This window comes from Kitasatospora sp. NBC_01266 (genome assembly GCF_036242395.1).
Taxonomy (GTDB): domain Bacteria; phylum Actinomycetota; class Actinomycetes; order Streptomycetales; family Streptomycetaceae; genus Kitasatospora.
Genome location: NZ_CP108458.1, coordinates 4,450,620 through 4,475,214 on the forward strand (window position 1 = coordinate 4,450,620; position 24,595 = coordinate 4,475,214).

Here is a 24,595-nt window from a genome sequence, read left to right on the forward strand (position 1 = left end):
CGCCGGGCCGGTGGGCGAATTGCAGGGGCGTCGCGGGGGACGGTGAGGGTGGGAGTGGGGCTGGGCCGAGTCGGGAGGACATTCGTGGGCGAGAACAAGGAGCGCATGCTGGCCGGGGACTGGTACCTCCCCGACGACCCCGAGCTGGGGGCGGACTCCGAGCGCCGGGCCGAGCTCTGCGCCGCGTACAACGGCGGTGGCCGGCTGGCTCCGGCCGAACGCGGCAGGATTCTGCGGGAGTTGCTCGGCTCGGTGGGCGAGGGAGTGCGGGTCCGGGCGCCGTTCCACTGCGACTTCGGCTACCACATCAGCATCGGGGCCCGTACGTTCGTCAATTTCGGTGCGGTCTTCCTGGACGCGGCACCCATCACCATCGGGGCGGACGTGCAGATCGGGCCGAACGTCCAGCTGCTGACGCCGACTCACGAGCTGGATCCGGAGCGCCGGCGGGCCGGTTGGGAGAGGGCGGTGCCGGTGGCGATCGGTGACAACGTCTGGCTAGGCGGCGGGGTGATCGTCTGCCCGGGAGTGAGCATCGGCGAGAACACGGTGGTCGGTGCCGGGGCGGTGGTCACCAAGGATCTGCCGCTGGGTGTGCTGGCGGTGGGCAATCCGGCCCGGATCGTTCGCGCGCTGGGCGGGACCTAGTCTGACCCGATGACAGAAACGGATAACCGTACGAACGAAGCCGTCGACCTGGTCATCTTCGACTGCGACGGGGTGCTGGTGGACAGCGAGCGGATCGCGGTCCGGGTGCATGTCGCGCTCGGTGCCGAGTTCGGCTGGCCGCTCACCGAGGCTCAGGTGATGGAGCGGTTCGTCGGTCGCTCGGCCGCCTCGATCGCCGAGCTGGTGGCCGAGCGGCTGGGCGCCACGGTGGCCGAGGAGTGGCGGCGCCGCTTCGAGGAGCTGCACCGGGTGGCGGTGGAACGGGAGTTGGTCCCGGTCGACGGGATCGAGGAGGCGCTGGCGGCGCTGCACCGGCCGTCCTGCGTGGCCTCCAGCGGCAGCCACCAGAAGATGCGGCACACCCTGGGGCGGACCGGCCTGTACGGGTACTTCGACGGTCGGATCTTCAGCGCGACCGAGGTCGACCGGGGCAAGCCCGCTCCTGACCTGTTCCAGCACGCGGCGGCCCGGATGGGCGTGCCCGCGGCAGCCTGCGTGGTGGTGGAGGACAGCGGCCCGGGTGTCCGGGCGGCCCGCGCGGCCGGGATGCGGGTGCTCGGCTACGCGGGCGGCCTGACGCCGGCCGAGCTGCTGGTGGCGGCGGGCGCGCAGCAGGTCTTCCACGACATGCGTGAGCTGCCCGCGCTGCTCACGGCCCTGGCGGCCGGCTCGGACCGGCCGACCGCCGCCGGCACGGCCGGCTACCAGGAGCAGGCCGCCGCGCTGGCCGAGCAGTACGAGAGCGTCAGCTTCGAGCAGGTCCACCACGGGCGGTTGCACCTGCTGCCGCCGGCCCCCGCCCGGGTGCTGGACCTCGGTGCCGGTTCCGGGCGGGACGCCGCCGCGCTGGCCGCGCTGGGCCACCTCGTCACCGCGGTGGAACCCACCGCCGCGCTGCGCGAGCACGGTGAGCGGCTGCACCAGGGAGCCGGGATCCGCTGGGTGGACGACGCGCTGCCCGCGCTGCCGGCGCTGGTGGCCGAGGGTGCCCGCTTCGAACTGATCACGGTGATCGCGGTCTGGATGCACCTGGCCCCGGCCGAGCGGGCGGTGGCGATGCGCACGGTGGCCGAGCTGCTCGCCCCCGGCGGGACGCTGCTGCTGACACTCCGCCACGGTCCGGTACCGGCCCGGCGGCGGATGTTCACGGTGCGGGCCGAGGAGGTGGTCGACCAGGCGCAGGCAGCGGGGCTGCGCTTGGTGCACCGGGGCGAACGCGGGGACCTGCACGGACGGGACGACGTGCGGTGGAGCGAGCTGGGGTTCGGCAAGGAGAGCTGAACCGCTCGGTACGGCTGCGCGGCTGGTCAGTGGCTGGTCAGTGGCCGGCCCGAGGCGCTGTCAGCAGCCGGGCGGGACGGCTTCCGGCAGGTGGGCGGCGGCCCAGATCCGCAGTTCGTCCAGGGCCGGGCGCAGCGCTCGGCCCGCCTCGGTCAGCCGGTAGCTGACCCGCAGCGGCGGTCCCTCGTCCACCTCGCGGACCACCAGGCCGGCCTCGGCCAGCTCGGTCAGGCGGTCGGAGAGCATCCGCTCGCTGATCCCGGGGATGGCCCGGCGCAGCTGGGAGAAATGCGCGGGGCCATGGCTGAGGACCGCCACCACCAGCCCCGACCAGCGCTTTCCGAGCAGCGTGAAGACCCGGGTCAGCGCCTGGTCGACGCTGCTGCACGGCCCGGCCCCGGTGCCGCCCGCCGTCGGCGCGGCCCCGCACAGCTCGTTCAGGTCCTCCACCGGCCCGCTGCTGCAGGGGCCGGTCGGATCCAGCTCTGGCTCGCCCATGCCGTCCAGCGTACGGCCTTTCCGTAGTGACTGCAGAAAAGTTAGCTGCTACGGTAATCGCAGCTGCCAAGGAAACGGCAGTTCCTATCGCAATGTATGGAGGATTGCCATGCCCACGCTGCTGCACATCGACTCGTCGGCCGTGACCGAGGGCTCGGTCTCCCGCGAGGTCGCCGCGACCTTCAGCCGGGAGTGGCAGGCCGCGCACCCGGACGGCACGGTGATCTACCGCGACCTCGGCGCCAGCCCGGTGCCGCACCTGAGCGGTGCCGCGATCGCCGGCCAGTTCACCCCCGCCGAGCAGCACACCGAGGAGCAGCGGGCGGCCGTCGCGCAGCGCCTGGAGCTGATCGCCGAGCTGGAGCAGGCCGACGCGGTGCTGATCGGCGCTCCGATGTACAACTTCACGATCCCCTCCACGCTGAAGGCCTGGCTCGACCAGGTGGTGCTGTTCGGCCGCACCGGCGGCGAGGGCGGCTCGGTCGCCGGCAAGCCGGTCACCGCGGTCGTCTCGCGCGGTGGCGCCTACGGCCCGGGGACCCCGCGCGCCGAGTTCGAGTTCGTCGAGAGCTACCTGCGCAAGGCGTTCACCGGGCTGCTGGGCATGGACGTGGACTTCGTCGTGGCGGAGCTGACGCTGGCCCGGGTCAACCCCGCGCTCGCCCAGTTCATCGAGCAGGCGGACGCCTCCAAGGCGCAGGCCCACCAGGACGCGGCGGCCAAGGCGAAGGCGCTGGCCGAGCGGCTCGCGGTGCCGGCCGAGGCGGTCTGACGGTTCGCGCGTCACATCGGCTCACTGACGGCGCGTCGAACGGTCGGTGGCGGGTCGTGACAGCGGCCCGCCGCGGCTCACCCGCCCGGGCGCGCCTGCCGGGCGCCGTGCTGGGGCGGCTTCCATGCTGGTCCCGACAGCGCCCCCGCCCGGCGGGGCCTGGGGACCGCCGCGGATCAGGGAGAGCCAAGTGACCTCGTCGCCACCGCCGTCATCGCCGCACGAGCAGGACCGGCCGGGCGGGGACGGCAACGGCAGCGGCGGGAACGGCGGCGCGAACGGCAATGGCGGCAATGGCGGCAATGGCCTCACCCGGGTTCCGGTGGGTGCCAGCGCGACCACGTCGCCCGGCCCGCCGCTGGCGATCGAGGTCTTCACCGGACCCGAGTCGGCCTTCTTCGCCACCTCCAGCCTGATCCTGGGCGCCCGGGACGCGATCCTGGTGGACGCCCAGCTGACCCGCAGCGCCGGGCGGGAACTGGCCGAGTGGATCGCCGGCAAGGGCCGGAACCTGCTGGCCGTGGTGATCACCCACCCGCATCCCGACCACTACTTCGGGGTCGAGGAGGTGCTGCGGCTCTTCCCGCAGGCGCATCTGCTGGCCGCCCCGCCGGTGGTGGACGCGATCGCCGCGACGGCCGCCGACAAGGTCCGGCAGTGGCGCCCGGTCTACGGCGACGACATCCCCGAGACCCCGATCCTGCCCCGCCCGCTGCGTCCGCAGCCGCTGATGATCGACCGTCAGCTGATCCGGGTGCTCTACCTGGGGCAGGGCGACTGTGCCACCAGCACCGTGGTGCACGTCCCCGGCTCGCGCACGGTGATCGCCGGTGACCTGGCCTGGAACGGCACCCATGTGTGGACCGTGGACACCACGCCGGAGCAGCGCGCCGCCTGGATCCGCAACCTCGGCCGGATCGCCGAGCTGGGCGTGGAGCGGGTGATCGCCGGGCACCGGGCGCCCGAGCAGGGCGACGACGCGGGCCGGGTGCTCGCCTTCACCGGCGAGTACCTGAAGGACTTCGACCAGCTGCTGGCCCGGCACCCCCACGACCCGGACGCGCTGGTCGCGGCGGTCGGCGAGCGCTACGGCGAGCTGACCCTGCCGACCTTCCTCGCCGCCGGTGCCCAGGCGCACACCGGGCCGGCCGCCGGGGAGTAGCGCCCGATACTGGGGCCATGACAGGGACAGCCGCTCACCAGCAGGCCGCGCACGATCACGAGCGCCAGCACGAGCACGGCGACGGGGACCAGGAAGCGGACGCCTACGACGCGATCGTGCTCGCGGGCGGCGCGGCCCGTCGGCTCGGGGGTGCCGACAAGCCGCGGCTGACGGTCGGTGGGCGCAGCCTGCTGGACCGGGTCCTGGCGGCCTGCGCGGGGGCCCGGAGCACCGTGGTGGTCGGGCCGGCGCCCAGCGGCGGTGCGGTGGCCGGCGGCCCCCGGTGGACCAGGGAGCAGCCGCCCGGGGGCGGCCCGCTGGCCGCCGTCGCGGCCGGGCTGGCGCAGCCGGCGCTCCGGGCGCCGGTGGTGCTGCTGCTCGCCGCCGACCTGCCGTTCCTGGACGGTGCGACGGTACGTCGGCTGGTGGGCGCGGTCGGTGCGGCGGACGCGCTGGGTGCGGGCGTCGAGGCGGCGGTGCTGGTCGACGCCGACGGGCGCGACCAGCCGCTGGCCGCCGCCTACCGCAGCGCGGCGCTGCGCGCGGGGCTGGCCGCCCTCGGCGACCCGTCGGGCCTGCCGCTGCGCCGCCTCACCGGCGGCCTGCGCACCGCCCGGCTGGCCGATCCGGACGGGGCGGCGGTGGACTGCGACACCTGGGACGAGCTGGCCGGCGCCCGGCGTCGAGCCGCTGCCGGCGGTGAGCCGTCGGACGGGGGCGGGGCGGCGACGGAGCGGGCCTGACCGTCCGGGTGAGCGAAACGAAGCGTTCCGGCCGGCCGCTGGTAGCGGCCCGGGCGCTGTGGATCAGGCAGCATGGACCACCATGGAACGCACGCTGGACGACTGGATGACCGAGGCCGCGGCCGAGCTGGGGATCGACCCGAAGGCCGAGATCCGAGAACTGCTCGACCTCGCCCGGGTGGTGGCGCACGGGGTGGAGCGCCCGGCCGCCCCGCTGACCACTTTTCTGGTCGGCTACGCCGCTGCGGCACGCGGTGGCGGGGCGGTGGCGGTCGGCGAGGCCGTGCGGCAGGTGACCGCGCTGGCCGAACGCTGGGTCGCCGAGCAGCCGGCCGGGCAGGCAGCTGAGCAGCCGTCCGCCCCGCAGTCGTCCGCCCCGCAGTCGTCCGCCCCGCAGCCGGCTGTCCCGCAGCCGGCGCAGACGCGGCCGGTCGAGACGCCCCCGCCGCCGTCCCCGTCCGCGGGGCAGCCGTGAGCGCCGCCGCGCCACCGCTGGGCACCCAGGGTGCCGTCACCCCCACCCCCGTGGCGCCCTGGCCACGGGCGCGGGTGATCGCCGGCCGGGCCCCGGCGCGTCCGCTGCCCGTGGTCGAGCGCGAGCTGACGGCCGCGCTCGGCCAGACGCTGGCCGCCCCGCTGGCCGCGCTGATCGATCTGCCCGCCTTCGACACCTCCGCGATGGACGGCTGGGCGGTGGCGGGTCCGGGCCCGTGGCGGCTGGCCGGCCGAGTGCTGGCCGGGCGGACCCCGCTGCCGCTGGCCGACGGCTGGGCCACCGAGATCGCCACCGGCGCCCAACTGCCGCCCGGCGCGACCGCCGTGCTGCGCCGCGAGTACGGCCGGGTCGAACGCCCCGCCCTCCCGCAGCCCGGAGCCGGCGGGAACCCGGTGCCCGGGACGCTGCACTCGCGGGTGACCGGTGAGCCCGCGCCCGGCCAGGACGTCCGCCCGCGCGGCCAGGAGTGCCGCAGCGGTGAGGAGTTGCTGCCGGCCGGCAGCACGGTGACCGCGGCCGTCCTGGGCCTCGCTGCCGCCTGCGGCTACGACCGGCTGCCGGTCCGTCGTCGGCCGACCGTCGAACTGCTGGTGCTCGGCGACGAGTTGCTGGAGTCAGGGCTGCCGGGACCGGGTCTGGTCCGGGACGCGCTCGGGCCGCTGCTGCAGCCCTGGCTGGGTGCGGCCGGTGCCGAACTGCTCGGGCGGCGGCCGGTGCGCGACGACTTCGCGCTGCTGCGGGACGCGCTGCGGTACTCGGCGGCCGAGGTGGTGGTCACCACCGGTGGTACGGCGGCCGGGCCGGTCGACTTTCTGCACGAGGCGCTCGCCGAGTGCGGCGGCCGGCTGCTGGTGGACGGGGTCGCGGTCCGCCCCGGGCACCCGATGCTGCTGGCCGTGCTGCCACCGGCCGTCCCGGGCGGGTCCGCCGGGTCGCGGGCCGGGGAAGGGCCGGTCCGCTACCTGGTGGGGCTGCCCGGCAATCCGCTGGCCGCGGTGGCCGGTGTCGTCACCCTGGCGCTGCCGTTGCTGGACGCGCTGGCCGGGCGCCCGGCCGGGCCCGGCAGGTTCCTGCGCACCGCCGTCGCGCTGGCCGGGCACCCCACCGACACCCGGTTGCTGCCGGTGCGCCTCGGTGCGGACGGGCCGGTACCGCTGGCCTTCGACGGCCCGGCGATGCTGCGCGGTCTGGCCCGGGCCGAGGCGCTGGCGGTGCTCCCGCCGGGCGGGGTGGCGGCGGGCGAGCGGGTGGAACTGCTGGGAGTGCCTGGGTGACCGGCGGGGAGGCGGACGGCCGGATCGCGCTGCCCGCCCGGCGCGGCGGGCCGCCGCTGCGGCAGGTCGGGCTGCGGGTCGCGATCGCGCTGGCCGTGCTGCTGGCGACCACGCTGATCGTCTACCTGGACCGCTCCGGCTACCACGACAACGCGCACGAGCGGCTCTCGTTCCTAGACGCCGCGTACTACGCCACCGTCACCCTCTCCACCACCGGGTACGGCGACATCACCCCGGTCAGTGACGGCGCGCGGCTGGCCAACATCCTGGTGATCACCCCGTTGCGGGTGGTCTTCCTGATCATCTTGGTCGGCACCACGCTGGAGGTGCTGGCCGAGCGGACCCGCCGGCAGTGGCGGATCGGACGTTGGAGGTCATCCGTGCGCGACCACGCCGTGATCGTCGGCTACGGCACCAAGGGGCGCAGCGCCGTCCAGACCCTGCTCGGCCAGGGGGTGCCCAAGGAGCGGATCGTGGTGGTCGACCCGCAGCGCCGGGTGGTCGAACAGGCGACCCGGGACGGGCTGGTCGGCGTGGTGGGCGACGCCACCAGGACCGACACCCTGCTGAGCGCCGAGGTGCCGAGGGCCGCCCAGGTGGTGGTGGCCACCGAACGGGACGACACCGCCGTGCTGGTGGCACTGACGGTCCGTCAGCTCAACCGGGCGGCCACGCTGGTGGCGGCCGTCCGGGAGGACGAGAACGCCCCGCTGCTGCGGCAGAGCGGGGTGGACGTGGTGGTGACCAGCTCCAGTTCGGCCGGGCGGCTGCTCGGCATGTCGATGCTCAGTCCGAACGCCGGCGGCCTGATGGAGGATCTGCTCACCTACGGCAGGGGCCTGAACGTGGTCGAGCGTCCGGTCACCCGGGCCGAGGCCGGGCAGAGCCCCAGGGCCTGCCCCGACCTGGTGGTGGCGGTGGTGCGGGGCAGGCGGCGGCTCGACTTCGCCGATCCCGAGGCCGCGGTGCTGCAGCCGACCGACCGGGTGATCACCATCCAGCGCTCGAACCCGTCCAGTTGACGGTCAGGCGGTCCGGCGGTAGCTGAACTCCTGGCTTTGGAAGGCTGGTTAGGTCTGACTCGAGCCGTACGGGACGGTGTGGCTCACTTGGCCAGTTCCACCCGGACGGCGGCGGTGACCCGCTCGGCGCGCGCGGCGATCTCGTCCACCCGGGCGGTGTCGGCCAGTAGCGCCTCGCGGGTGCGCTCCTCGCGGATGCCGGTCAGGTTGACCTCGACGTTGACCCGGGCCGTGGTGGCCGCCGCGCGGGCCGCCTCGGCGGCGGCGGCGATGTCGGTGATCACGTTGGGGTTGCCGATCGGCAGCAGGGTCTCGGCCAGCTCGACGACGTCCAGTGCGGCGGTGATCACCTCGGCCGGCGGGCGGGCGGCGTCGACCAGCGCCCGGGCGATCGCCGCCGAGCGGGCCGCCTTGGCCGTGTCGTCGCCCGCGGGTAGCCGGTAGGCGTCGGTGACGGCGGTGAAGGCCGCCGCGTCCTGCTCGGCCAGGGTCAGCGCCCGGCCGCGCAGCGCGTCGCTCTCCCGGATGATCCGCTCCACCACGCTCTGGTGGGCGGCGTACTTCTCCCCGGTGCTGTAGCGAGCCACCATGGCCAGCAGTGCGGCGGCCTGCGCGGCGTGCAGCGCGGCCGACGCGCCGCCCCCCGGGGCGGGGACCCGATCGGCCAGGCGGTCCAGGAATTCGCTGATGCTGTCGTCGCGCACGGCGGCTCTTCCTTGCAGGGGGGTCGGTAGGCGCATTGTCGCATAGCTGATTGACCGTCAGATGACGCCTGGGTGGCCCGGCGTGGCCAGCCGGGGCGGACCGGTCCTTGACGCCGGAAGAGGTCTAGTCCACGGTCGTCACCGTACGCTTCGCACCGCCCTGCCGCCCGCACCGGAGGACTCTGTGGGCAAGCCCAACTCGGCTGTTGCCATGATCAGTTCGGCTGCCCTGCTGTTCGGTGGAGCGCTCGCGCCGGCGGCTCGCGCGCACGCGGACGGCGCCAATCCGGTGGTCAACCCCGGCTTCGAGACCGGCGATCTGACCGGCTGGAGCTGTGACCCGGGTCTACGGCAGCAACCCGGGCGCCGATCCCGAGGTCTCGGTCTCCGGATCCACGGTCACCTGGGGCTCGCACCTGCCGGAGGCCGCCGCGGCCGGGGTGGTCGCCATCCTCTTCGGCGTCGGCACCGGGACCAGCACCCACGGCGTGCCGGAGACCTCGGGCGCCGACTCCGCTGCCCTAGCCGACCGCGCAGCCCTGGCAGACAGCAGACGCAGCCCGCGCTTCCCGTGGTGGCGATCTCCCCGCTCGCGGGGTGCGCCGAGTAGCGTCGGAGCCATGTACGCATTCACGATTCCCCAGCCAGGCGGGCCTGAGGCGCTGACCTGGACCAAGGTTGACGATCCGGTACCGGCCGAGGGCGAGGTGCTGGTCGAGGTGGCCGCCACCGCCGTCAACCGGGCCGATCTGCTGCAGCGTCAGGGCCACTACAACCCGCCGCCGGGGGCCTCGCCCTACCCGGGTCTGGAGTGCTCCGGCCGGATCGCGGCGCTGGGTCCCGGCGTGGCCGGCTGGGCGGTGGGCGACGAGGTCTGCGCGCTGCTGGCCGGCGGTGGCTACGCGGAGCAGGTGGCCGTCCCGGTCGGCCAACTGCTGCCGATCCCTCGCGGATTGGGGCTGGTGGCCGCCGCGGCGCTGCCGGAGGTGTCGGCCACGGTCTGGTCGAACGTGTTCATGGTGGCGCACCTGCGCCCCGGCGAGACGGTGCTGCTGCACGGTGGTGCGAGCGGCATCGGGACGATGGCCACCCAGTTGGGCAAGGCGGTGGGCGCGAAGGTGATCGTGACCGCCGGCAGTGCGAAGAAGCTGGCGCGGTGCGAGGAGTTGGGCGCGGACGTCGGGATCAACTACCGCGAGCAGGACTTCGTCGAGGCCGTGAAGGAGGCCACCGGCGGGCACGGGGTGGACGTGATCCTGGACATCATGGGCGCCAAGTACCTGCAGCGGAACGTGGACGCGCTGGCGGTCAGCGGTCGGCTGGTGATCATCGGCCTGCAGGGCGGGGCGAAGGGGGAGGTGGACCTGTCGACCCTGCTGGGGAAGCGGGCGGCGGTGGTGGCCACCTCGCTGCGGCCGCGTCCGCTGGCGGAGAAGGCGGCGATCGTGGCGGCGGTGCGTGAGCACGTGTGGCCGCTGATCGAGTCGGGGGTGGTGAAGCCGGTGATCGACCGGGTGCTGCCGCTGACCGAGGCGGCGCAGGCGCACCGGGCGCTGGAGGCGGGGGAGCAGGTGGGGAAGGTCGTGCTGCAGGTCTGACCACTCCCGGCCGGCGTTCAGGCGGCCACGTCGTCCGTTTCGGCAGCCGGCGTCCTGCGCGCACAGCAGGCCGCCGGTCCGGCTTCAGGCCGATCGGCTTCGCGGTGATCTTGCTCACAGCCCGTGTCCAAGCGGACCCGTTGGGCGATTAGTCAAGGCATGACAATCATTCCCAGCCGTCGGCACGCGGCTCCGGAGGCCCCGATCACGGGCTCCGGGGTGACCACGGCCGACCTGACCCGCCAGCTCTTCGGGCCCGACCGTGAGCGCATCCACGGCGCCTGGCGGAAGTTGACCACCGATCCGCGGATGCACCGGCGACCGGAGGCCGGTATCGCGGACCAGATCGCCGCCTCCTACCAGCGGTTACGGCTGGTCAATCAGGTGGGTGAGGCGATCGAGCTGGCCGGTGACCCGTACCGGCTGACGGCGCTGCACGAGTGGACGGGACCGCTGGACGGTGCGCTCACCGTGCTGGTGGGCATCCACTACAACCTCTTCCTCGGCAGTCTGGTCGACCACGATCCCCACGAGAAGCGGCCGTTGGAGGGGTTCGCCGCGATGGAGCGGGTCGGGACGTTCCTGTGCACCGAACTCGCGCACGGCAACGACGCCACCGCGTTGGAGACCACCGCGGTCTACGACCGGGCGGACCGGACGTTCACGCTGCACACGCCGAACGCGGGCGCGCAGAAGTTCATGCCCAACACCAGCCTGGCCGGCGGGCCGAAGTCGGCGGTGGTCGCGGCCCGGCTGCTGATCGAGGACCGGGACCACGGGATCTTCCTCTTCCTCGTCCCGCTGAGCGACGAGGCGGGCATCCTGCCCGGGGTCAGGGTGCGCGAGCTGCCGCTGCGTCCGGGCAGCCCGGTGGACCACTGCCTGACCGCCTTCGACCAGCTCGTGCTGCCGCGGGAGGCGATGCTCTGCGGCGACCACGGACGGCTCGCCGACGACGGCACGTTCACCAGCGCCCTCGGCAGCAAGCGGAAACGGTTCCTCACCAGCATCGGCCGGGTCACCCTCGGCAAGCTCTGCATGAGCGCCAGCGCGATCGGCGTTGCCCGCGCGGCGCTGGCGACGGCGGTCCGCTACGCGCACCACCGCGAGGTGACGGGCGCCCGGGCGGACCGCAGGCTGCCGGTCTGGGCACATCGCACCCATCACGGTCCGCTGCTGGAAGGGCTGGCCACCGTCTACGCGATGACCGCCCTGCATCGCGAGACGGTGGCCCGCTGGGCCGAGCACGACCGAAACGATCCTGCGGACGCGGCCGAGGCCGAGCGCCAGGTCGCCGTCGCCAAGGGCTGGACCACCTGGCAGGCCCGGGAACTGATCATCGAGGCCCGCGAACGCTGCGGTGCGCAGGGGCTGCTGCCGGTCAACGGGATCATCGCGGCCGCTCAGGACATCGAGGGAACCATCACCGCCGAGGGCGACAACCTCGCGCTCTGGGCCAAGGCCGGCGCCGAACTCCTGCTGGCCGCCGACACCGAGCCGGCCGCTGCCCACGGCGGTGAGCTGACCGACCCGGCCACCCGTCAGGCCCTGCTGCACGCGGCGGAGCAGGCGCAGCTCGCCCGGGCCCGCACCCGGCTGCGCGCGGCACCGGCCGGCGACAGCCTGCGCCGCTGGAACGCCGCCGCCCCCGCCGCCCTGGCGGCCGTCACCGTCCGCGCCGAACGCGCGGCCGGTGCCGCCCTGCTGGCCGCCGCCGAACGCGCGAGCGACCCGCGGGCCCGCGCCGCCCTGTACGACCTGCATCAACTCTTCACCCTGCGGCGGGTCGACGCGGCCGGAGGCCTGCTGCTGAGCGGGCACCATCTGACGGCAGCCCAACTCGCCGAGCTTCCGGACCTGGTGGAACAGAGCATCGGGCGGTTGGCCGACCAGGCAGCCGAGTTGGTGGCCGCTTTCGATCTGCCCGAGGAGTTCTTCGCCACCCGGCCGATCGCCACCCCGGGGTATCAGGAGGCCTTCGAGGACGCCGGTGCCCACTGGAACCTCGCCGCCAGCGCCTGACGGCGCCCACTGGAACCTCGCCGCCAGCGCCTGACGGCGCCCGCCGATCCCCCGGCCGCCGTCCGGGGTGTTGAGGACGCGGGCAGCTGAGGCACGGTCAGCAGAGAACTCGCTGCAGGTAGGCGTTCCGCGCGGCGATGGCCAGCTGGGAGACCGCGGCCTGCGGCGCAGCGACCGCGAAGCCGTGCCAGGCGCCCGGCCACATGTGCAGCTCGACCGGGACACCGGCCCGGGACAGCCGGGCGGCGTAGCTCAGCGCCTCGTCGCGGAAGGTCTCGACCTGGCCCACGTCGATGAAGGCCGAGGGCAGCCCGCGCAGGTCCTCGGCGCGCGCCGGTGCGCCGTAGGGGGAGACGCCCGGGCCGCCGGCCGCCGGCCCGAGCAGGCTGGTCCAGCCGGTGCGGTTGGAGTTCCGGTCCCAGAAGCCCTCCCGGTCCAGTTCGTGGCTGGACGGGGTCTGCGCGCGGTCGTCCAGCATCGGGCACTGCAGGATCTGGTGCGCCAGGGCGGGGCCGCCCCGGTCCCGCGCGAGCAGCGCGGTGGCGGCGGCCAGCCCGCCCCCGGCGCTGGAGCCCCAGATCAGCAGGCGGGTCGGGTCGACATCCAGCTCGGCGGCGTTGCGGGCGAGCCACTCCAGCCCGGCGTAGCAGTCCTCGACCGGGGCCGGGTGGGGGTGTTCGGGTGCGAGCCGGTAGCCGACGGCGACGCCGACGACCCCCAGCAGGTCGACCCACTCGGCGAGGGTGTCGGCCTGCTCCCACTGGTCGCCGGAGATCATCCCGCCGCCGTGGACGTGGTAGACCGCCGGCCACGGACCCGGGCCCCGGGTCGGGCGCAGGATCAGCACGGGCAGCTCGGGCGCTCCCGGTGGGCCGGGGATCAGACGCTCCGTCACCGCGACCGCGCCGCCCCGGACCAGGGCCGCCGGGTCCGGGCGGCGGGCGGCGTTCGCCGCGCGGAAGGCGGGGATGTCCTTTGGGCCGATCGACGCCAGGTCCTGGATCTCGGCCGGCAGCGAGGCGAGGATCGCCCCGAGTTCCGGATCGAAGGGCGGCCGGGTGCTGCGGGGGATCGTCATGGTCGACTCCTGCTCGGCGGTGGTGATCATCGGCGCCCAGCCTGGCCCGGGCGGTCGCACCGGGCCAACCGCCGCCCGGCGGGTATCGCGGCTGGTTCTCCGCCATCCGGCGGTCGGTTGGCCAGCTACAGTCGCGGGTCGGGACGGGCGGGCGCGGTCGGCGCCCGGCCCGGCCGACATCGCGGACCACCCGCGTCGGCGACGGGTCTGCAGCGAAGGCGGTCCGCATGGAGCAACTGGTCGAACGCCTCTCGGCCCTGGACCCCGAGGCGGAGAGCGCGGTGCGGGCCATCGCCTACTTCGACACGCTGATCGCGAGCCGGGCGGGACTGGACTCGTTCGTCCGGGCCGCCGCGATCCTCACCGGCTGCCCGGCCGGTCTGCACGACCCCGACCGGCACGTCTACCTGCGGATCCACCCCGACGGGCACCGGCTGGACCCCGGACCGGCTGCCCCGGCGTGGCCCGGGGCCGACCTGCACGGCACCGCGCACGGGCGGGTCTGGGTCGAGCGGGGCGGGGCGCCGACCACGGTGGACGGTGTCATCCTCGAACGGCTCGCCGCCGGCGTCGGCATCGTCCTGGACCGCACCCGGGGCCGTGCACCCGCCTGGGATCCGGCCGGGGTCGAGACGCTGCTCAGCGCCGACGCCGACCCGGCGACCCGGCTGCGCGCGGCCCGCCGGCTCACCATTCCGGTGGAGCTGCGGGTGCGGGTGGTGGCGGCGCTGCCGCTGCGGCGCTCGGGCGCCGACCCGGTGGCGGCACCGGAGTTCGGTGATCCGGTGCTCAGCAGATGGAGCACCCGGATCGGCCGGGTGAGTGCGGCGATCGTGCCCGCGACCACGGACTGCCGGGAGCTGCCCCTGCGCACCGGCGTCGGTCCCAGCTGCACCGTCGCCGACGCGTGGCGCTCCTGGGCGGGGGCCGTCACCGCGCTGCGCCTGACCGCGGACGGGACGCCGGCCGGCCCCGGGCCCCGGCACCTGTGCCACGACGACCTCGGCGCCCTGGCCGTGCTCACCGAGCGGCTGGCACCCGCCGACGCGCTGATCGCGGACGTCCGCGCGCTGCTGGCCGCCGAGGCCGCGACGGCGGGCTCGCTGGCGACCCTCAGCGCCCTGGTCGAGCAGAACAGCCTGCGCCAGGCCGCAGCCGCGCTGCACCTCCACCACTCGACCCTGCAGGCCCGGCTGCCGCAGCTGCAGGCGGTGCTGGGCTATCCGCTCGACACCGCCGCCGGTCGCGCGCGCCTGCACCTGGCACTCGCCCTGCACCGGATCCACGCCAACGGGATGCTCCCCTGAGCCGGTCCCCAGGACGCGGCGGCGGGCCGTGAAAACGCCGCCGAGGGCCCCGCGCACCGGACCAGCGCGGGTTCCGCGGTCGGTCGGCACCGGGCTGCTTGACTGGCCGGATGGCGGATGACGAGCGCGAACCGGACCCCCGCTTCACGCTGGCCAACGAACGGACCTTCCTGGCCTGGGGACGGACCGCGCTGGCCCTGGTGGCGGCGGGGCTGGCGATCACCCAGCTGCTGCCGCCCTTTCCGGGGATCGACTGGGGGCGCCGGGCGCTGGGGGTCCCGCTGATCCTGCTCGGTGCCGTCGTCGCCGTGGGCGGCTACCTCGACTGGGCGCGGGCCCAGCGCGCGCTGCGGTTCGGCCGGCCGTTGCCGCCTACCCGGTTGCCGCAGGTCATCACGGTGGTGGTGGCGGCCGAGTGCCTGCTGGCGGCGGCTCTGGTGGTCTTCGCCCCGGCGGACCACGGGTGACCGGCCGGCCCGGACCGCCGCCCGGACCGCCTCCCGGGCAGCCGCCGTCCGCCCAGCCGCCGCCCGGCCAGCCGCCGGAGGAGCCGGCGGACCTGGACCGGGGTGCGGCCGAGGAGCGCACCCGGCTGGCCTGGCTGCGCACCACCGTGTCGTTCGCGGCCGTCGGCGGCGCGATCCTCAAACTCGACCCGCCGGCCGGTGCGCCGCTGCTCGCCATGGCCGCCGGGGTCTGGCTGGTGGGACCGCAGCGAGGGGTGGGTCCACCGGGCCGCCCCGCCCGCTCCCGGCGGCGGGCGCTGCGCCTGATCACGCTGATGATCGTGGCCACCGTGCTGGTCGCGCTGGTCGTCTGCCTGCTCCCGGGTGGTGCCGGCCGGGGCCTCACGGTGCGGGGGAGGTAGTCGAGCGCGCGGCGGGACCGCCGGCAGGAGCGGCGGATCCGGCCATGGCCAGCCGAGCTGACTGATCGTTACGATGCCCGCCATGGATGTACGATCCGCGTTCGAGTCCGAGCGGGACACGTTCCTGCGCACCCTGCTCGCCGCCTTCGGGCAGCTTCCGCAGCCGCCGGCGCAGGGGCAGGGGCAGGGCGGTTGGTGGTTCGCCTACGAGATGGGGCGCAACCTGTTCGCCGAGCAGAACGGCGTGCCGGTCGGCACCGCCGGCGCGTACACCTTCGAACTCACGCTGCCCGGCGGCACGGTGGCCCCGGCGGCCGGGGTGACCGCGGTGGGCGTGCTGCCCTCGCACCGGCGGCAGGGGGTGCTGACCGCGCTGATGCGCCATCAGCTCGACCAACTGCACGGGCAGGGCGAGTTCCTGGCGGTGCTGATCGCCTCGGAGACGCTGATCTACCGCCGCTTCGGCTACGGCCCGGCCACCTTCCGGCAGCGGCTGACCGTACCGCGCCACCGGGCGGCCCTCGCCGGGCCCGCGCCGACCGGCTCGATCGAGCTGCGCGACCGGGCCGGCAGCGGCGAACTGCTGGCCGAGATCTACGACCGCTACCGGCGCACGCAGCCGGGCGAGCTCTCCCGCCCGGCGCACTGGTGGTCGCTGGGCGCGGGTCAGCCGCCGGTCTCGTTCGCCCCGCGCCACATCGCCGTGCACCGGGATCCGAGCGGCACCGCCGACGGCTACGCCAGCTACCTGGTCGGCCCGACCGATCCGGTCACCCGCACCCGGGAGCTCACCGTGGACGAGATCGTCGCGGTCGACAGCACGGCGCACCACGCGCTGGCCCGGTTCTGCCTCTCCCACGACCTGGTCCAACAGGTGGTGCTGGCGAACCTGCCGCCCGGGCACGAACTGCGCTGGCAGCTGGCCGACTTCCGGGCCGCCCTGCTGACGGAGGAGCAGGACGCGCTCTGGCTGCGGCTGCTCGACGTCCCGCGCGCGCTCACCGCCCGCCGCTACCTCGGCGACGGCCGGCTGGTGCTGGACGTCCAGGACCCGTTCCGGCCGGCCACCGGCGGCCGGTACGAGCTGACCGTCTCCCAGGGCGGCGCGCGCTGCGAACCCAGCGAGCGCGAGCCGGACCTCACCCTGGACATCAGCGACCTCGCCTCGCTCTACCTGGGCGGGGTGGCGCCCAGCACCCTGGTCCGCGCCGGCCGGATCCGGGCCCACCATCCGCAGGCCGCCGCCCGCGCGGACGTCCTCTTCCGCACCTCGGCGCCGCCGCACTGCCTGCACGCGTTCTGAGCGCACGCGTTCCCGGCGCGCAGCGGGGCCAACGCGACGTCCGATGACCGCCAGCGCTCGCCGACCCGCTCGCCGAGAGTGGCGGGTGCGGGGCCGACCCCGCTCCCGCTCCGCTGCCGGAAAGGCGAGACATGCACGTGGTGCCCGGACTCAAGGTCCTCTACTTCGGAACCCCGGTGGTCCTGATCAGCTCCAGGAACGAGGACGGCGCGGCGAACCTCGCGCCGATGTCCTCGGCCTGGTGGCTGGGCCGGTACGCGATGCTCGGCCTCGGCCGGAGCAGCCGGACCGCGGCGAACCTGCTGCGCGAGCGCGAGTGCGTGCTCAACCTGCCGTCCGCCGCGCTGGTGGACGCGGTGGACCGGATCGCGATGACCACCGGCGACCCGGCGATGCCGCAGTCCAAGCGGCTCCAGGGCTACCGCTACGAAGCCGACAAGTTCGCCCTCGGCGGCCTGAGTGAGCAGCCCTCCGAACTGGTCGCCCCGCCCCGGGTGCGTGAGTGCCCGATCCAGTTGGAGTGCCGGGTCACCGAGGCGCGCCCGTTCGGCGACCCCGAGGCGGACCGCACCCTCGCCTTCGAGGTCGAGGTGCTGCGGGCGCACGTGGCCGCCGAGTTGGTCATCCCCGGGACCGGCTACGTGGATCCGATCGGCTGGGACCCGCTGATCATGAAGTTCTGCGAGTTCTTCGGCGGCGGTGCCAACCTGCGCCCCTCGCGGCTGGCCGAGGGCTGGGCGATGCCGCACCGGCTTCCGGTCCCACCGAGCGCCGCTGAGGACGGCTGAGGACGGCTGCGGACGGCTGCGGACGGCTGAGGACGACTGGACGGCGGTTGACGGCGGTTGACGACACGCCGGGCGGATGAGCCGCCGCCGCGGCCCCGGTTCTGGTGACCTGTCCGGTGCGCCGGCACCGTCAGGCCCGGCGGGCATCCCGACGAGCACCGGACCGGCCCATGACCGTCACCATCGCCCTGCTGACCCAGGACCTGCGGCTGCACGACAACCCCGTGCTGCACGCCGCCCTCGCCGCCGGGGACGAGGTGGTCCCGCTCTTCGTGCTGGACCAGGACCTCGCCGCCACCGGGTTCGCGGTGCCCAACCGGCAGGCGTTCCTGGCCGACTGCCTGGCCGACCTGGACAGCTCGCTGCGCGGGATCGGCGGGCGGCTGGTGGTCCGCCAGGGCCGCACCGCGGACGAGCTGGGCCGACTGGTCGAGCAGACCGGGGCGGCCTCGGTCCACCTCGCGGCGGGCGTCAGCGGCTTCGCCGGGCGGCGCGAGCGCGAGCTGCGCGAGCGGTTCGGGGCGCGGCTGCGGGTGCACGACGCCGTGCTGACCGCCCTCGCACCCGGCGCCGTCACCCCGGCGGGCAAGGACCACTACGCGGTCTTCACGCCGTACTTCCGGGCCTGGCAGCAGGCCGCGCGGCGCCCCGTCCGGCGAGCGCCCCGGGCGCTGCGGGTGCCGGCGCGGGTCCAGAGCCTGCCGCTGCCGACGGCCCGGCCCGACTCGCCCGCGCTGCCGACGGGCGGCGAGAGCACCGGGCGCCGGCTCTGGCGGGCCTGGTCCCCGGACCGGTACGAGGAACTGCACGACGACCTGGCGGCCGACGGCACCTCGCGGCTCTCGCCCTACCTGCACTTCGGCTGCCTCTCGGCGGCCGAGCTGGTCGAGCGGGCGGTGCGGCGCGGCGGGCCCGGGGCGGAGGCCTTCGTCCGGCAGCTGGCCTGGCGCGACTTCCACCACCAGGTGCTGGCCGCCCGCCCCGAGGCGGCCCGGCGGGACTACCGGAGCAAGGGCGACCGCTGGCCCTTCCACGAGCAGGAGGTCGAGGCCTGGCGGCAGGGCCGCACCGGCTACCCGATCGTGGACGCGGGCCTGCGCCAGCTGGCCGCCGAGGGCTGGATGCACAACCGGGCCCGGCTGCTCACCGCCTGCTTCCTGACCAAGACGCTCTACCAGGACTGGCGGATCGGCGCCCGGCACTTCCTCTCCCTGCTGGTCGACGGGGACCTGGCGAACAACCAGCTCAACTGGCAGTGGGTGGCCGGCACCGGCACCGACAGCCGCCCCAACCGGGTGCTCAACCCGCTGGTCCAGGCCGACCGCTACGACCCCGACGGCGCCTATGTGCGCCGCTGGGTGCCCGAACTCGCGGACGTCCCGGGCCGGGCCGTGCACCGTCCCTGGCTGCTGGCCGACCGCCCCGACTACCCGGAGCCGATCATCGATCCGAGCCGGCTCGCCGACCGGCTGCGGCAGGCCAGGGGCCTGGACTGAGCGTGCTCGAGCGGGCCTGAGCGGGGCCGGCCAGGGCGCTCGCGGCCCGGCCCGCAGGCCGCCGATCCGTCCCGGCATGCCCGGCGCGTCGGCCTGTGTGACGCTGGAGCGGAGCTGTCCCGCCGCCGGCGCTCCTCGAGGAGCGCCAGCCGTCGGAAGGACCGTGGTCCGTGGCCAAGCCCTCGCTCTCGTCGCTCCCGCTCTCCCGTTCCGCCGCGGCCCGTTCCGCTGCCGCCCGTTCCCGTGCCGCCCGCCGCCCGCGCCGGGTCCGGCGGGTCGGCCGGTTCGCGGTCGGTGCCGCTGTGACGGCTCCGGTGCTGTTCTCGCTGCTGGTGCCGCTGACCACCGCGCAGGCAGCCGGCGTCGCCACGGCGGCGGCCGTGGCCGTCAGCGCCCCGGCCGGCCAGTCCGATCAGCCCGACGAGCCGGACTCGGGCGACCAGGGTGGCCAAGGCGGCCAGGGTGACCAGCCGGCCCCGTCGAGCCGTCCGCAGCTGCGCCCGATACCCGAGCCGTCCTCCGCCGCCACGAGCCCGTCCCCCGCCGCGGCCGCGACCCCGGCGGGGGACGCGGGCACCGGCTCGCCCAGCGCCGTCCCCAGCCGCACCGCGCCACCGCCGCAGACCTCGGCCACCGCCCCGGCCACCGGTGCTCACCCGCCCGGCGCCGTGCCCAGCGCCCCCGACCCGACCGCCGCCGACCCGTCGCCCGCCACGGCCGCGTCCCCGGTCCCGGCCGCCGCGTCACCCACCGCCGAGCCCACCGCGGGTCGCCCGGCCCCGGCCGCCGCCCGGCCGGTGCCCGGCGATCCACCCGGCGGTCCGGGCGCGGATCCGGCCGGCGACCCGCCCGCCGCCGCGCCGAGCGACCCGCCCGAGGGCGGCTGCGCCCCCCAGCTCTCGGTGATCCCCGCCGCCGCGCCGCCGACCGGGTCCGTGGTCGTCGCCGTGGAGCCGCCGGCGGAGCCCCTGGCCGGGACCGGGCCGACCGCCCAGGCCCGGCCCGTGGCGGCCGGCCCGCCGCTGCTTCTGCCGGTCGACCAGCTCCCGGTCGACCAGCTCCCGTCCGGCCCGGCCGGCCAGGGCACCGTCGCCACCGACCCCGCCCCGGCGCAGCCGCCCTCGGCCGTGGTCGGCCAGGCCGCCGCCGTGGTGCGGCTGCGCGGCCCGGTGGTGCTGGTGCTGCCGATGGGCGCCGGGCTGGTGCTGATCGGCCTGGGACTGGCCCTGGTCGGCCTGCGGCTGCGACGCGGCTGAGCCGCTCGGGACCATGGTCGGTTGACCCTCCGGAGCACCGAAGCATATGAAGGAGTTATGACGAAGCCGCTGAACGAACGGCCCGAGCACGAGCCGTACCAGGGATCGACGCGATCGGACGGTCCGTCCGAGGAGGGCCCGCAGCAGGTGCTGATCGTCGGCCCGGACGGGATGCCGGTCGGCACCGCACCGGGCGGCGCGGGCCGCGCCTTCGGCCGCACCGGTGAGGAGGAGGGCACGCAGCGCGAGTTGCCGGTGACCGAGATGGTCGAGCAGCCGGCCAAGGTGATGCGGATCGGCAGCATGATCAAGCAACTGCTGGAGGAGGTCCGCGCCGCTCCGCTCGACGAGGCCAGCCGGGTCCGGCTGAAGGACATCCACGCCAGCTCGATCAAGGAGCTGGAGCTGGGCCTGGCCCCGGAGCTGGTGGCCGAGCTGGAGCGGCTCTCGCTGCCGTTCACCGAGGACACCATTCCCACCGAGGCCGAGCTGCGGATCGCCCAGGCCCAGCTGGTCGGCTGGCTGGAGGGGCTGTTCCACGGTATCCAGACCGCGCTCTTCGCCCAGCAGATGGCCGCCCGGGCCCAGTTGGAGCAGATGCGCCGCGCGCTGCCGCCGGGCAGCGTGCCGCTGGAGCAGGACTTCGAGGAGCCGGGCGAGGGCCGCGGTCTGCGTTCCGGCCCGTACCTGTAACGACAACTGACGCCGCGCCCGGCCACCGCCCGCCCGGTCACCGTGCCGGGCGCGGTGGCGGCGGGCCGCAGGGCAGCCGATACCCTGACCCCTGTCGACGGCCCGCCGAGGGGGAAGCAGAGGACCATGAGCGAGGACGGCAGCACCGGAGTGGACCAACCGTATGGGCAGCTCCACTCGCTGGGCCACGGCCGGTATGTCCTGCAGCGTCTGCTGGGCGAGGGCGGCATGGCCTCGGTCCACCTGGCCTACGACAACACGCTGGGCCGCAATGTCGCGGTGAAGACCCTGCACACCGAGCTGGGCCGCGAGGCGTCCTTCCGCGAGCGGTTCCGCCGCGAGGCCCAGGCCGTCGCCCGGCTCTCGCACGCCAACATCGTCACCGTCTACGACAGCGGCGAGGAGGTGGCGCCGGACGGCGCGACCACCCCGTACATCGTGATGGAGCTGGTCGACGGCCTCTCGCTGCGCGACGTGCTGAACCAGGCGATCGCCGAGCACGGCGCGATGCCCACCGAGCAGGCGCTGCGGATCACCGGCGCGGTGCTGGCCGCCCTGGACGCCTCGCACGACCAGGGCCTGGTGCACCGCGACATCAAGCCGGGCAACGTCATGGTGAACTCCAAGGGCGAAGTCAAGGTGATGGACTTCGGCATCGCCCGTGCCATGCAGTCGGGGGTCACCTCGATGACCCAGACCGGCATGGTGGTCGGCACCCCGCAGTACCTCTCGCCCGAGCAGGCGCTCGGCAAGAGCGTGGACGCCCGCTCCGACCTCTACTCGGTCGGCTGCATGCTCTTCGAACTGCTCACCGGGCAGCTGCCGTTCGACGGGGACTCGCCGTTCTCGATCGCCTACAAGCACGTCCAGGAGCAGCCGCCGGCGCCGTCCGGCCTGAACCGGGCGGTCAGCCCGGCGGTGGACGCGCTGGTCGCCCGCGCGCTGCGCAAGGACCCGGCGCACCGGTTCCCGACCGCCGCCGCGATGCGCGAGGAGGTCGAGCGGGTCGCGGCCGGGGAGAAGGGCGGCGGCGGTGCGGGCACCCCGCTGGTGATCAGCGAGGGTCCGCGGTCGGCACACGCCGCCTCGTCCTCGCTGACCAACTTCCCGCCGGTGACGGCCGACCTCAACACCCCCAACCCGCAGATCGGCCAGCCCTACCAGCCGATGCACACCGGCTCGCCGTACGGCCCGGGGCCGCACACCCCGCCGCCGAGCTACGGTCCGGGCCCCACCGCCCAGCGGCCGCCGCAGTTCCAGCAGCCGCAGGCGTACTCGACCCCGGCCCCGCAGGCGTACTCGACGCCGGCTCCGCAGCCGTACTCGACCCCGGCGCCGCAGCCGTTCCAGACGCCGCCCGCCTTCCCGCAGCAGGCGCAGACCCCGCCGCCGGGCCCGTACCAGCAGCCGGCCCTGGTCAAGGCGGACAACCGGGGGTGCTCCACGGCGCTCGTGGTGGTCGGCGTGATCATCGGCCTGGTCGTGCTGATGGTCATCATCATCGCGATCGTGGTGACCAAGAGCAACGACAACACCTCCACCGGCCTGCCGGAGCTGCCCACCGTGCTGGCCCAGTTGTCCGCCGGTCGGCCGCTGGGCTGACCCCTACCCGGTGGCTCCCGCCCGCGCAACGCATTCGGGCTGCGGGGGCCCGAGGCGGTAGCGTTCTGGGGGAGCGAATCGAAAGGGCGACCGCGACCAGAGCGTCGGCCCGGGGCGAGGAGTAATGGCACAGACGCATGAACCGGGCGACGGCGAGGAGTTCACTCCCGCCCCCGGTGCCGGTCCCGGTCCTGAGCAGCAGCACGAGCGCGACCACGGGTACGAGGCATACGAGGCCGAGCCCGGGACGGACGCGGAGGAGACCACCGCGGCCCGTGCCCAGGGCCAGCCGCCCGGCGCGCCCTACGGCGGCCCCGCCACCCCGGGCCGGGGGATCGCGGCGGCGCTCGGCACCCTGGGTGACGGCCGCTACCGGCTGACCCACCGGCTGGGCCGCGGCGGCATGGCCGAGGTGCTGGCCGCCCAGGACGTCCGGCTCGGCCGCCAGGTCGCCGTCAAGCTGCTCCGCCCCGAGCTGGCCCAGGACGAGGTGGCCCGGCTGCGGTTCACCCGCGAGGCGCACTCGGTGGCCTCGCTGAACCACCACTCGATCGTCGCGGTCTACGACACCGGCGAGGAGCTGGTGGGCGGCGAGTCGACGCCGTACATCGTGATGGAGCTGGTCGAGGGCCGCACGGTCCGCGAACTGCTGCTGGCCGAGGAGGCGCCGCCGGTCGACCAGGCGCTGATCATCATCGCCGGGGTGCTGGAGGCGCTGGACTACAGCCACCGGCACGGCATCGTGCACCGCGACATCAAGCCGGCCAACGTGATCATCACGACCACCGGCGCGGTCAAGGTGATGGACTTCGGCATCGCCCGGGCGCTCACCGGCGCGGCCACCACGATGACCCAGACCGGCATGGTGATGGGCACCCCGCAGTACCTCTCGCCCGAGCAGGCGCTGGGCAAGCCGGTCGACCACCGCTCCGACCTGTACGCGGCCGGCTGCATGCTCTACGAGCTGCTCACGCTGCGTCCGCCGTTCACCGGCGACACCCCGCTCTCGGTGGTCTACCAGCACGTCCAGGACGCGCCGGTGCCGCCCGCGCAGGCCAACTCCCGGGTGCCCTGGCAGCTGGACGAGCTGGTGCTGCGCTCGCTGGCGAAGAACCCGGACGACCGGTTCCAGAGCGCGGACGAGTTCCGCGCCCATCTGCAGCACGCGCTGCGCGAGATGCACGGCGGCGCGGGCGGCTACCCGACCGCCGTGCTCGGCGGGTACGACGGCACGCCGGGGCAGGGCACCGCGGTCACCACGATGCTCGGTGCGAGCGCGCTGCCGCCGAACGACCGGACCACCGTGCTGCCCTACGGCGCCGCGGCCACCGGCTACCAGACCCCGCAGGCGCCCTACGGCGGCGCGGGGGGCGGCGGGGGTCGCCCCGGTGGCGGCGGCTACGGCGGCGGTTACCAGGACGAGCCGCAGCCCGCAGGCGGTCGCCGCAAGGCGCTGGCCTGGGCGGCCGGCGTGGTGCTGGTGCTGGCGGCCGGGATCGGCGTCGCGGTCGCGGCCAGCGGCGGCGGTACCAGTGGCGGCTCGAACTCGATCCCGCCGCAGCCGAACAGCTCGGTCTCGGCGCCCGACTCGACGAGCGACACGCAGACCACGCCGACTCCCTCGCCCTCGCCGTCGCCGAGTCAGAGCCGCAGCCGCAGCACGTACCAGCCGCCCACCGACTCCGGACAGGTGCCGCCGAGCCAGCCCAGCTACCGGCCGACCCGGTCCAGTTCGCCGAGCGGCAGCCCGTCCGGGACGGCCTCCGCCTCCACGTCCTCCTCGGCCTCGGCCTCCACCTCGGCCTCCGCCTCGTCCACCGCGAGCTCGGGTTCGGGTTCGGGCTCGTCGCCGAGCGGCCAGCCGAGCGGCGGGAGCAGCTCGCAGCCCACCGGCTCCTCCCACCCCCCGGTGATCGGGACGATCGGCGGCACCGGCCCAGGCGGTGGTATCGGCCAGAACTGA

21 protein-coding genes and 2 pseudogenes are annotated in these 24,595 nt (G+C 75.2%); 20 read left to right on the plus strand and 3 right to left on the minus strand.

The window, feature by feature from the left end; genetic code table 11:
• Positions 1-84 precede the first annotated feature (84 nt).
• From OG403_RS19370 to OG403_RS19380, 3 genes and pseudogenes are all read left to right on the plus strand, one after another.
• Complete coding sequence (locus tag OG403_RS19370; protein WP_329566095.1) at positions 85-648, plus strand: sugar O-acetyltransferase; 564 nt, start codon at positions 85-87, stop codon at positions 646-648.
• 9 nt (positions 649-657) lie between these two features.
• Positions 658-1,326 (plus strand): annotated as a pseudogene (locus OG403_RS19375) (HAD family hydrolase); the annotation flags it as partial.
• Positions 1,327-1,473: 147 nt separating this feature from the next.
• Positions 1,474-1,950 (plus strand): class I SAM-dependent methyltransferase, encoded by a 477-nt coding sequence (locus OG403_RS19380; protein ID WP_442911078.1) that lies wholly within the window; start codon positions 1,474-1,476, stop codon positions 1,948-1,950.
• A gap of 60 nt (positions 1,951-2,010) precedes the next feature.
• Here OG403_RS19380 and OG403_RS19385 read toward each other — a convergent pair whose 3' ends face one another.
• Positions 2,011-2,448 carry a winged helix-turn-helix transcriptional regulator gene (locus OG403_RS19385; RefSeq protein ID WP_329566097.1) on the minus strand — a complete coding sequence of 146 codons (438 nt, stop codon included), beginning with the start codon at positions 2,446-2,448 and terminating at the stop codon, positions 2,011-2,013.
• 109 nt (positions 2,449-2,557) lie between these two features.
• On the opposite strand from OG403_RS19385, the gene OG403_RS19390 reads away from it, so the two are divergent.
• From OG403_RS19390 to OG403_RS19415, 5 genes and pseudogenes are all read left to right on the plus strand, one after another.
• Entirely contained in the window at positions 2,558-3,220 is a 663-nt protein-coding gene (locus OG403_RS19390) for an FMN-dependent NADH-azoreductase (protein WP_329566099.1), read from the plus strand.
• A 190-nt stretch (positions 3,221-3,410) separates the two neighbouring features.
• Positions 3,411-4,382 carry an MBL fold metallo-hydrolase gene (locus OG403_RS19395; protein WP_329566101.1) on the plus strand — a complete coding sequence of 324 codons (972 nt, stop codon included), beginning with the start codon at positions 3,411-3,413 and terminating at the stop codon, positions 4,380-4,382.
• 116 nt (positions 4,383-4,498) lie between these two features.
• Positions 4,499-5,456, plus strand: a pseudogene (locus tag OG403_RS36725) (DUF6457 domain-containing protein); the annotation flags it as partial.
• Between the two features lie 140 nt (positions 5,457-5,596).
• Positions 5,597-6,895 carry a molybdopterin molybdotransferase MoeA gene (locus tag OG403_RS19410; protein ID WP_329566103.1) on the plus strand — a complete coding sequence of 433 codons (1,299 nt, stop codon included), beginning with the start codon at positions 5,597-5,599 and terminating at the stop codon, positions 6,893-6,895.
• The gene (locus tag OG403_RS19415) at positions 6,892-7,917 is read left to right on the plus strand and encodes a potassium channel family protein (protein ID WP_329566104.1); all 1,026 of its coding nucleotides are present in this window, start codon (positions 6,892-6,894) and stop codon (positions 7,915-7,917) included. Before OG403_RS19410 ends, OG403_RS19415 begins: the two co-directional genes overlap by 4 nt.
• Positions 7,918-8,000: 83 nt before the next feature.
• Here OG403_RS19415 and OG403_RS19420 read toward each other — a convergent pair whose 3' ends face one another.
• Positions 8,001-8,621: a cyclodeaminase/cyclohydrolase family protein gene (locus OG403_RS19420; protein ID WP_329566106.1), complete on the minus strand. Its 621-nt coding sequence runs from the start codon at positions 8,619-8,621 to the stop codon at positions 8,001-8,003.
• Positions 8,622-9,241: 620 nt separating this feature from the next.
• Between OG403_RS19420 and OG403_RS19425 the strand changes: the two genes are divergently transcribed.
• On the plus strand, positions 9,242-10,219 hold the full coding sequence (locus OG403_RS19425) for an NAD(P)H-quinone oxidoreductase (RefSeq protein WP_329572375.1): 978 nt from the start codon (positions 9,242-9,244) through the stop codon (positions 10,217-10,219).
• A gap of 159 nt (positions 10,220-10,378) precedes the next feature.
• The gene (locus OG403_RS19430; RefSeq protein WP_329566108.1) at positions 10,379-12,241 is read left to right on the plus strand and encodes an acyl-CoA dehydrogenase family protein; all 1,863 of its coding nucleotides are present in this window, start codon (positions 10,379-10,381) and stop codon (positions 12,239-12,241) included.
• A 97-nt stretch (positions 12,242-12,338) separates the two neighbouring features.
• On the opposite strand, the gene OG403_RS19435 is transcribed toward OG403_RS19430, so the two are convergent.
• A complete protein-coding gene (locus OG403_RS19435; protein WP_329566110.1) occupies positions 12,339-13,349 on the minus strand; it encodes an alpha/beta hydrolase in 1,011 nt (336 codons plus the stop codon).
• 197 nt (positions 13,350-13,546) lie between these two features.
• Between OG403_RS19435 and OG403_RS19440 the strand changes: the two genes are divergently transcribed.
• The 10 genes from OG403_RS19440 to OG403_RS19485 all read left to right on the plus strand — a co-directional run bounded on the left by OG403_RS19440 (position 13,547) and on the right by OG403_RS19485 (position 24,595).
• Complete coding sequence (locus OG403_RS19440) at positions 13,547-14,626, plus strand: helix-turn-helix domain-containing protein (protein WP_329566112.1); 1,080 nt, start codon at positions 13,547-13,549, stop codon at positions 14,624-14,626.
• A gap of 110 nt (positions 14,627-14,736) precedes the next feature.
• Complete coding sequence (locus tag OG403_RS19445) at positions 14,737-15,093, plus strand: YidH family protein (protein ID WP_329566114.1); 357 nt, start codon at positions 14,737-14,739, stop codon at positions 15,091-15,093.
• Complete coding sequence (locus tag OG403_RS19450) at positions 15,090-15,494, plus strand: DUF202 domain-containing protein (RefSeq protein WP_329566115.1); 405 nt, start codon at positions 15,090-15,092, stop codon at positions 15,492-15,494. The genes OG403_RS19445 and OG403_RS19450 overlap by 4 nt, the downstream gene beginning before the upstream one ends.
• Positions 15,495-15,576: 82 nt before the next feature.
• A complete protein-coding gene (locus OG403_RS19455) occupies positions 15,577-16,797 on the plus strand; it encodes a GNAT family N-acetyltransferase (RefSeq protein ID WP_329566117.1) in 1,221 nt (406 codons plus the stop codon).
• A gap of 131 nt (positions 16,798-16,928) precedes the next feature.
• Positions 16,929-17,585: a flavin reductase family protein gene (locus OG403_RS19460; protein ID WP_329566119.1), complete on the plus strand. Its 657-nt coding sequence runs from the start codon at positions 16,929-16,931 to the stop codon at positions 17,583-17,585.
• Positions 17,586-17,755: 170 nt separating this feature from the next.
• The gene (locus OG403_RS19465) at positions 17,756-19,081 is read left to right on the plus strand and encodes a cryptochrome/photolyase family protein (protein WP_329566121.1); all 1,326 of its coding nucleotides are present in this window, start codon (positions 17,756-17,758) and stop codon (positions 19,079-19,081) included.
• Positions 19,082-19,251: 170 nt separating this feature from the next.
• Entirely contained in the window at positions 19,252-20,337 is a 1,086-nt protein-coding gene (locus OG403_RS19470) for a hypothetical protein (protein WP_329566124.1), read from the plus strand.
• Positions 20,338-20,394: 57 nt separating this feature from the next.
• On the plus strand, positions 20,395-21,030 hold the full coding sequence (locus OG403_RS19475) for a bacterial proteasome activator family protein (protein WP_442910939.1): 636 nt from the start codon (positions 20,395-20,397) through the stop codon (positions 21,028-21,030).
• Between the two features lie 126 nt (positions 21,031-21,156).
• Complete coding sequence (locus OG403_RS19480; RefSeq protein WP_329566126.1) at positions 21,157-22,632, plus strand: protein kinase domain-containing protein; 1,476 nt, start codon at positions 21,157-21,159, stop codon at positions 22,630-22,632.
• Positions 22,633-22,756: 124 nt separating this feature from the next.
• Positions 22,757-24,595, plus strand: a complete 1,839-nt coding sequence (locus OG403_RS19485) for a protein kinase domain-containing protein (RefSeq protein WP_329566127.1) — start codon at positions 22,757-22,759, stop codon at positions 24,593-24,595.

What these genes read in the sequence shown, in the direction of transcription:
- OG403_RS19385 (WP_329566097.1), bottom strand. Translation starts at nt 2,448, where the DNA reads ATGGGCGAGCCAGAGCTGGATCCGACCGGCCCCTGCAGCAGCGGGCCG.
- OG403_RS19425 (WP_329572375.1), top strand. Translation starts at nt 9,242, where the DNA reads ATGTACGCATTCACGATTCCCCAGCCAGGCGGGCCTGAGGCGCTGACC.
- OG403_RS19430 (WP_329566108.1), top strand. Translation starts at nt 10,379, where the DNA reads ATGACAATCATTCCCAGCCGTCGGCACGCGGCTCCGGAGGCCCCGATC.
- OG403_RS19435 (WP_329566110.1), bottom strand. Translation starts at nt 13,349, where the DNA reads ATGATCACCACCGCCGAGCAGGAGTCGACCATGACGATCCCCCGCAGC.
- OG403_RS19465 (WP_329566121.1), top strand. Translation starts at nt 17,756, where the DNA reads ATGACCGTCACCATCGCCCTGCTGACCCAGGACCTGCGGCTGCACGAC.
- OG403_RS19475 (WP_442910939.1), top strand. Translation starts at nt 20,395, where the DNA reads ATGACGAAGCCGCTGAACGAACGGCCCGAGCACGAGCCGTACCAGGGA.
- OG403_RS19440 (WP_329566112.1), top strand. Translation starts at nt 13,547, where the DNA reads ATGGAGCAACTGGTCGAACGCCTCTCGGCCCTGGACCCCGAGGCGGAG.
- OG403_RS19390 (WP_329566099.1), top strand. Translation starts at nt 2,558, where the DNA reads ATGCCCACGCTGCTGCACATCGACTCGTCGGCCGTGACCGAGGGCTCG.
- OG403_RS19460 (WP_329566119.1), top strand. Translation starts at nt 16,929, where the DNA reads ATGCACGTGGTGCCCGGACTCAAGGTCCTCTACTTCGGAACCCCGGTG.
- OG403_RS19455 (WP_329566117.1), top strand. Translation starts at nt 15,577, where the DNA reads ATGGATGTACGATCCGCGTTCGAGTCCGAGCGGGACACGTTCCTGCGC.
- OG403_RS19485 (WP_329566127.1), top strand. Translation starts at nt 22,757, where the DNA reads ATGGCACAGACGCATGAACCGGGCGACGGCGAGGAGTTCACTCCCGCC.
- OG403_RS19445 (WP_329566114.1), top strand. Translation starts at nt 14,737, where the DNA reads ATGGCGGATGACGAGCGCGAACCGGACCCCCGCTTCACGCTGGCCAAC.
- OG403_RS19480 (WP_329566126.1), top strand. Translation starts at nt 21,157, where the DNA reads ATGAGCGAGGACGGCAGCACCGGAGTGGACCAACCGTATGGGCAGCTC.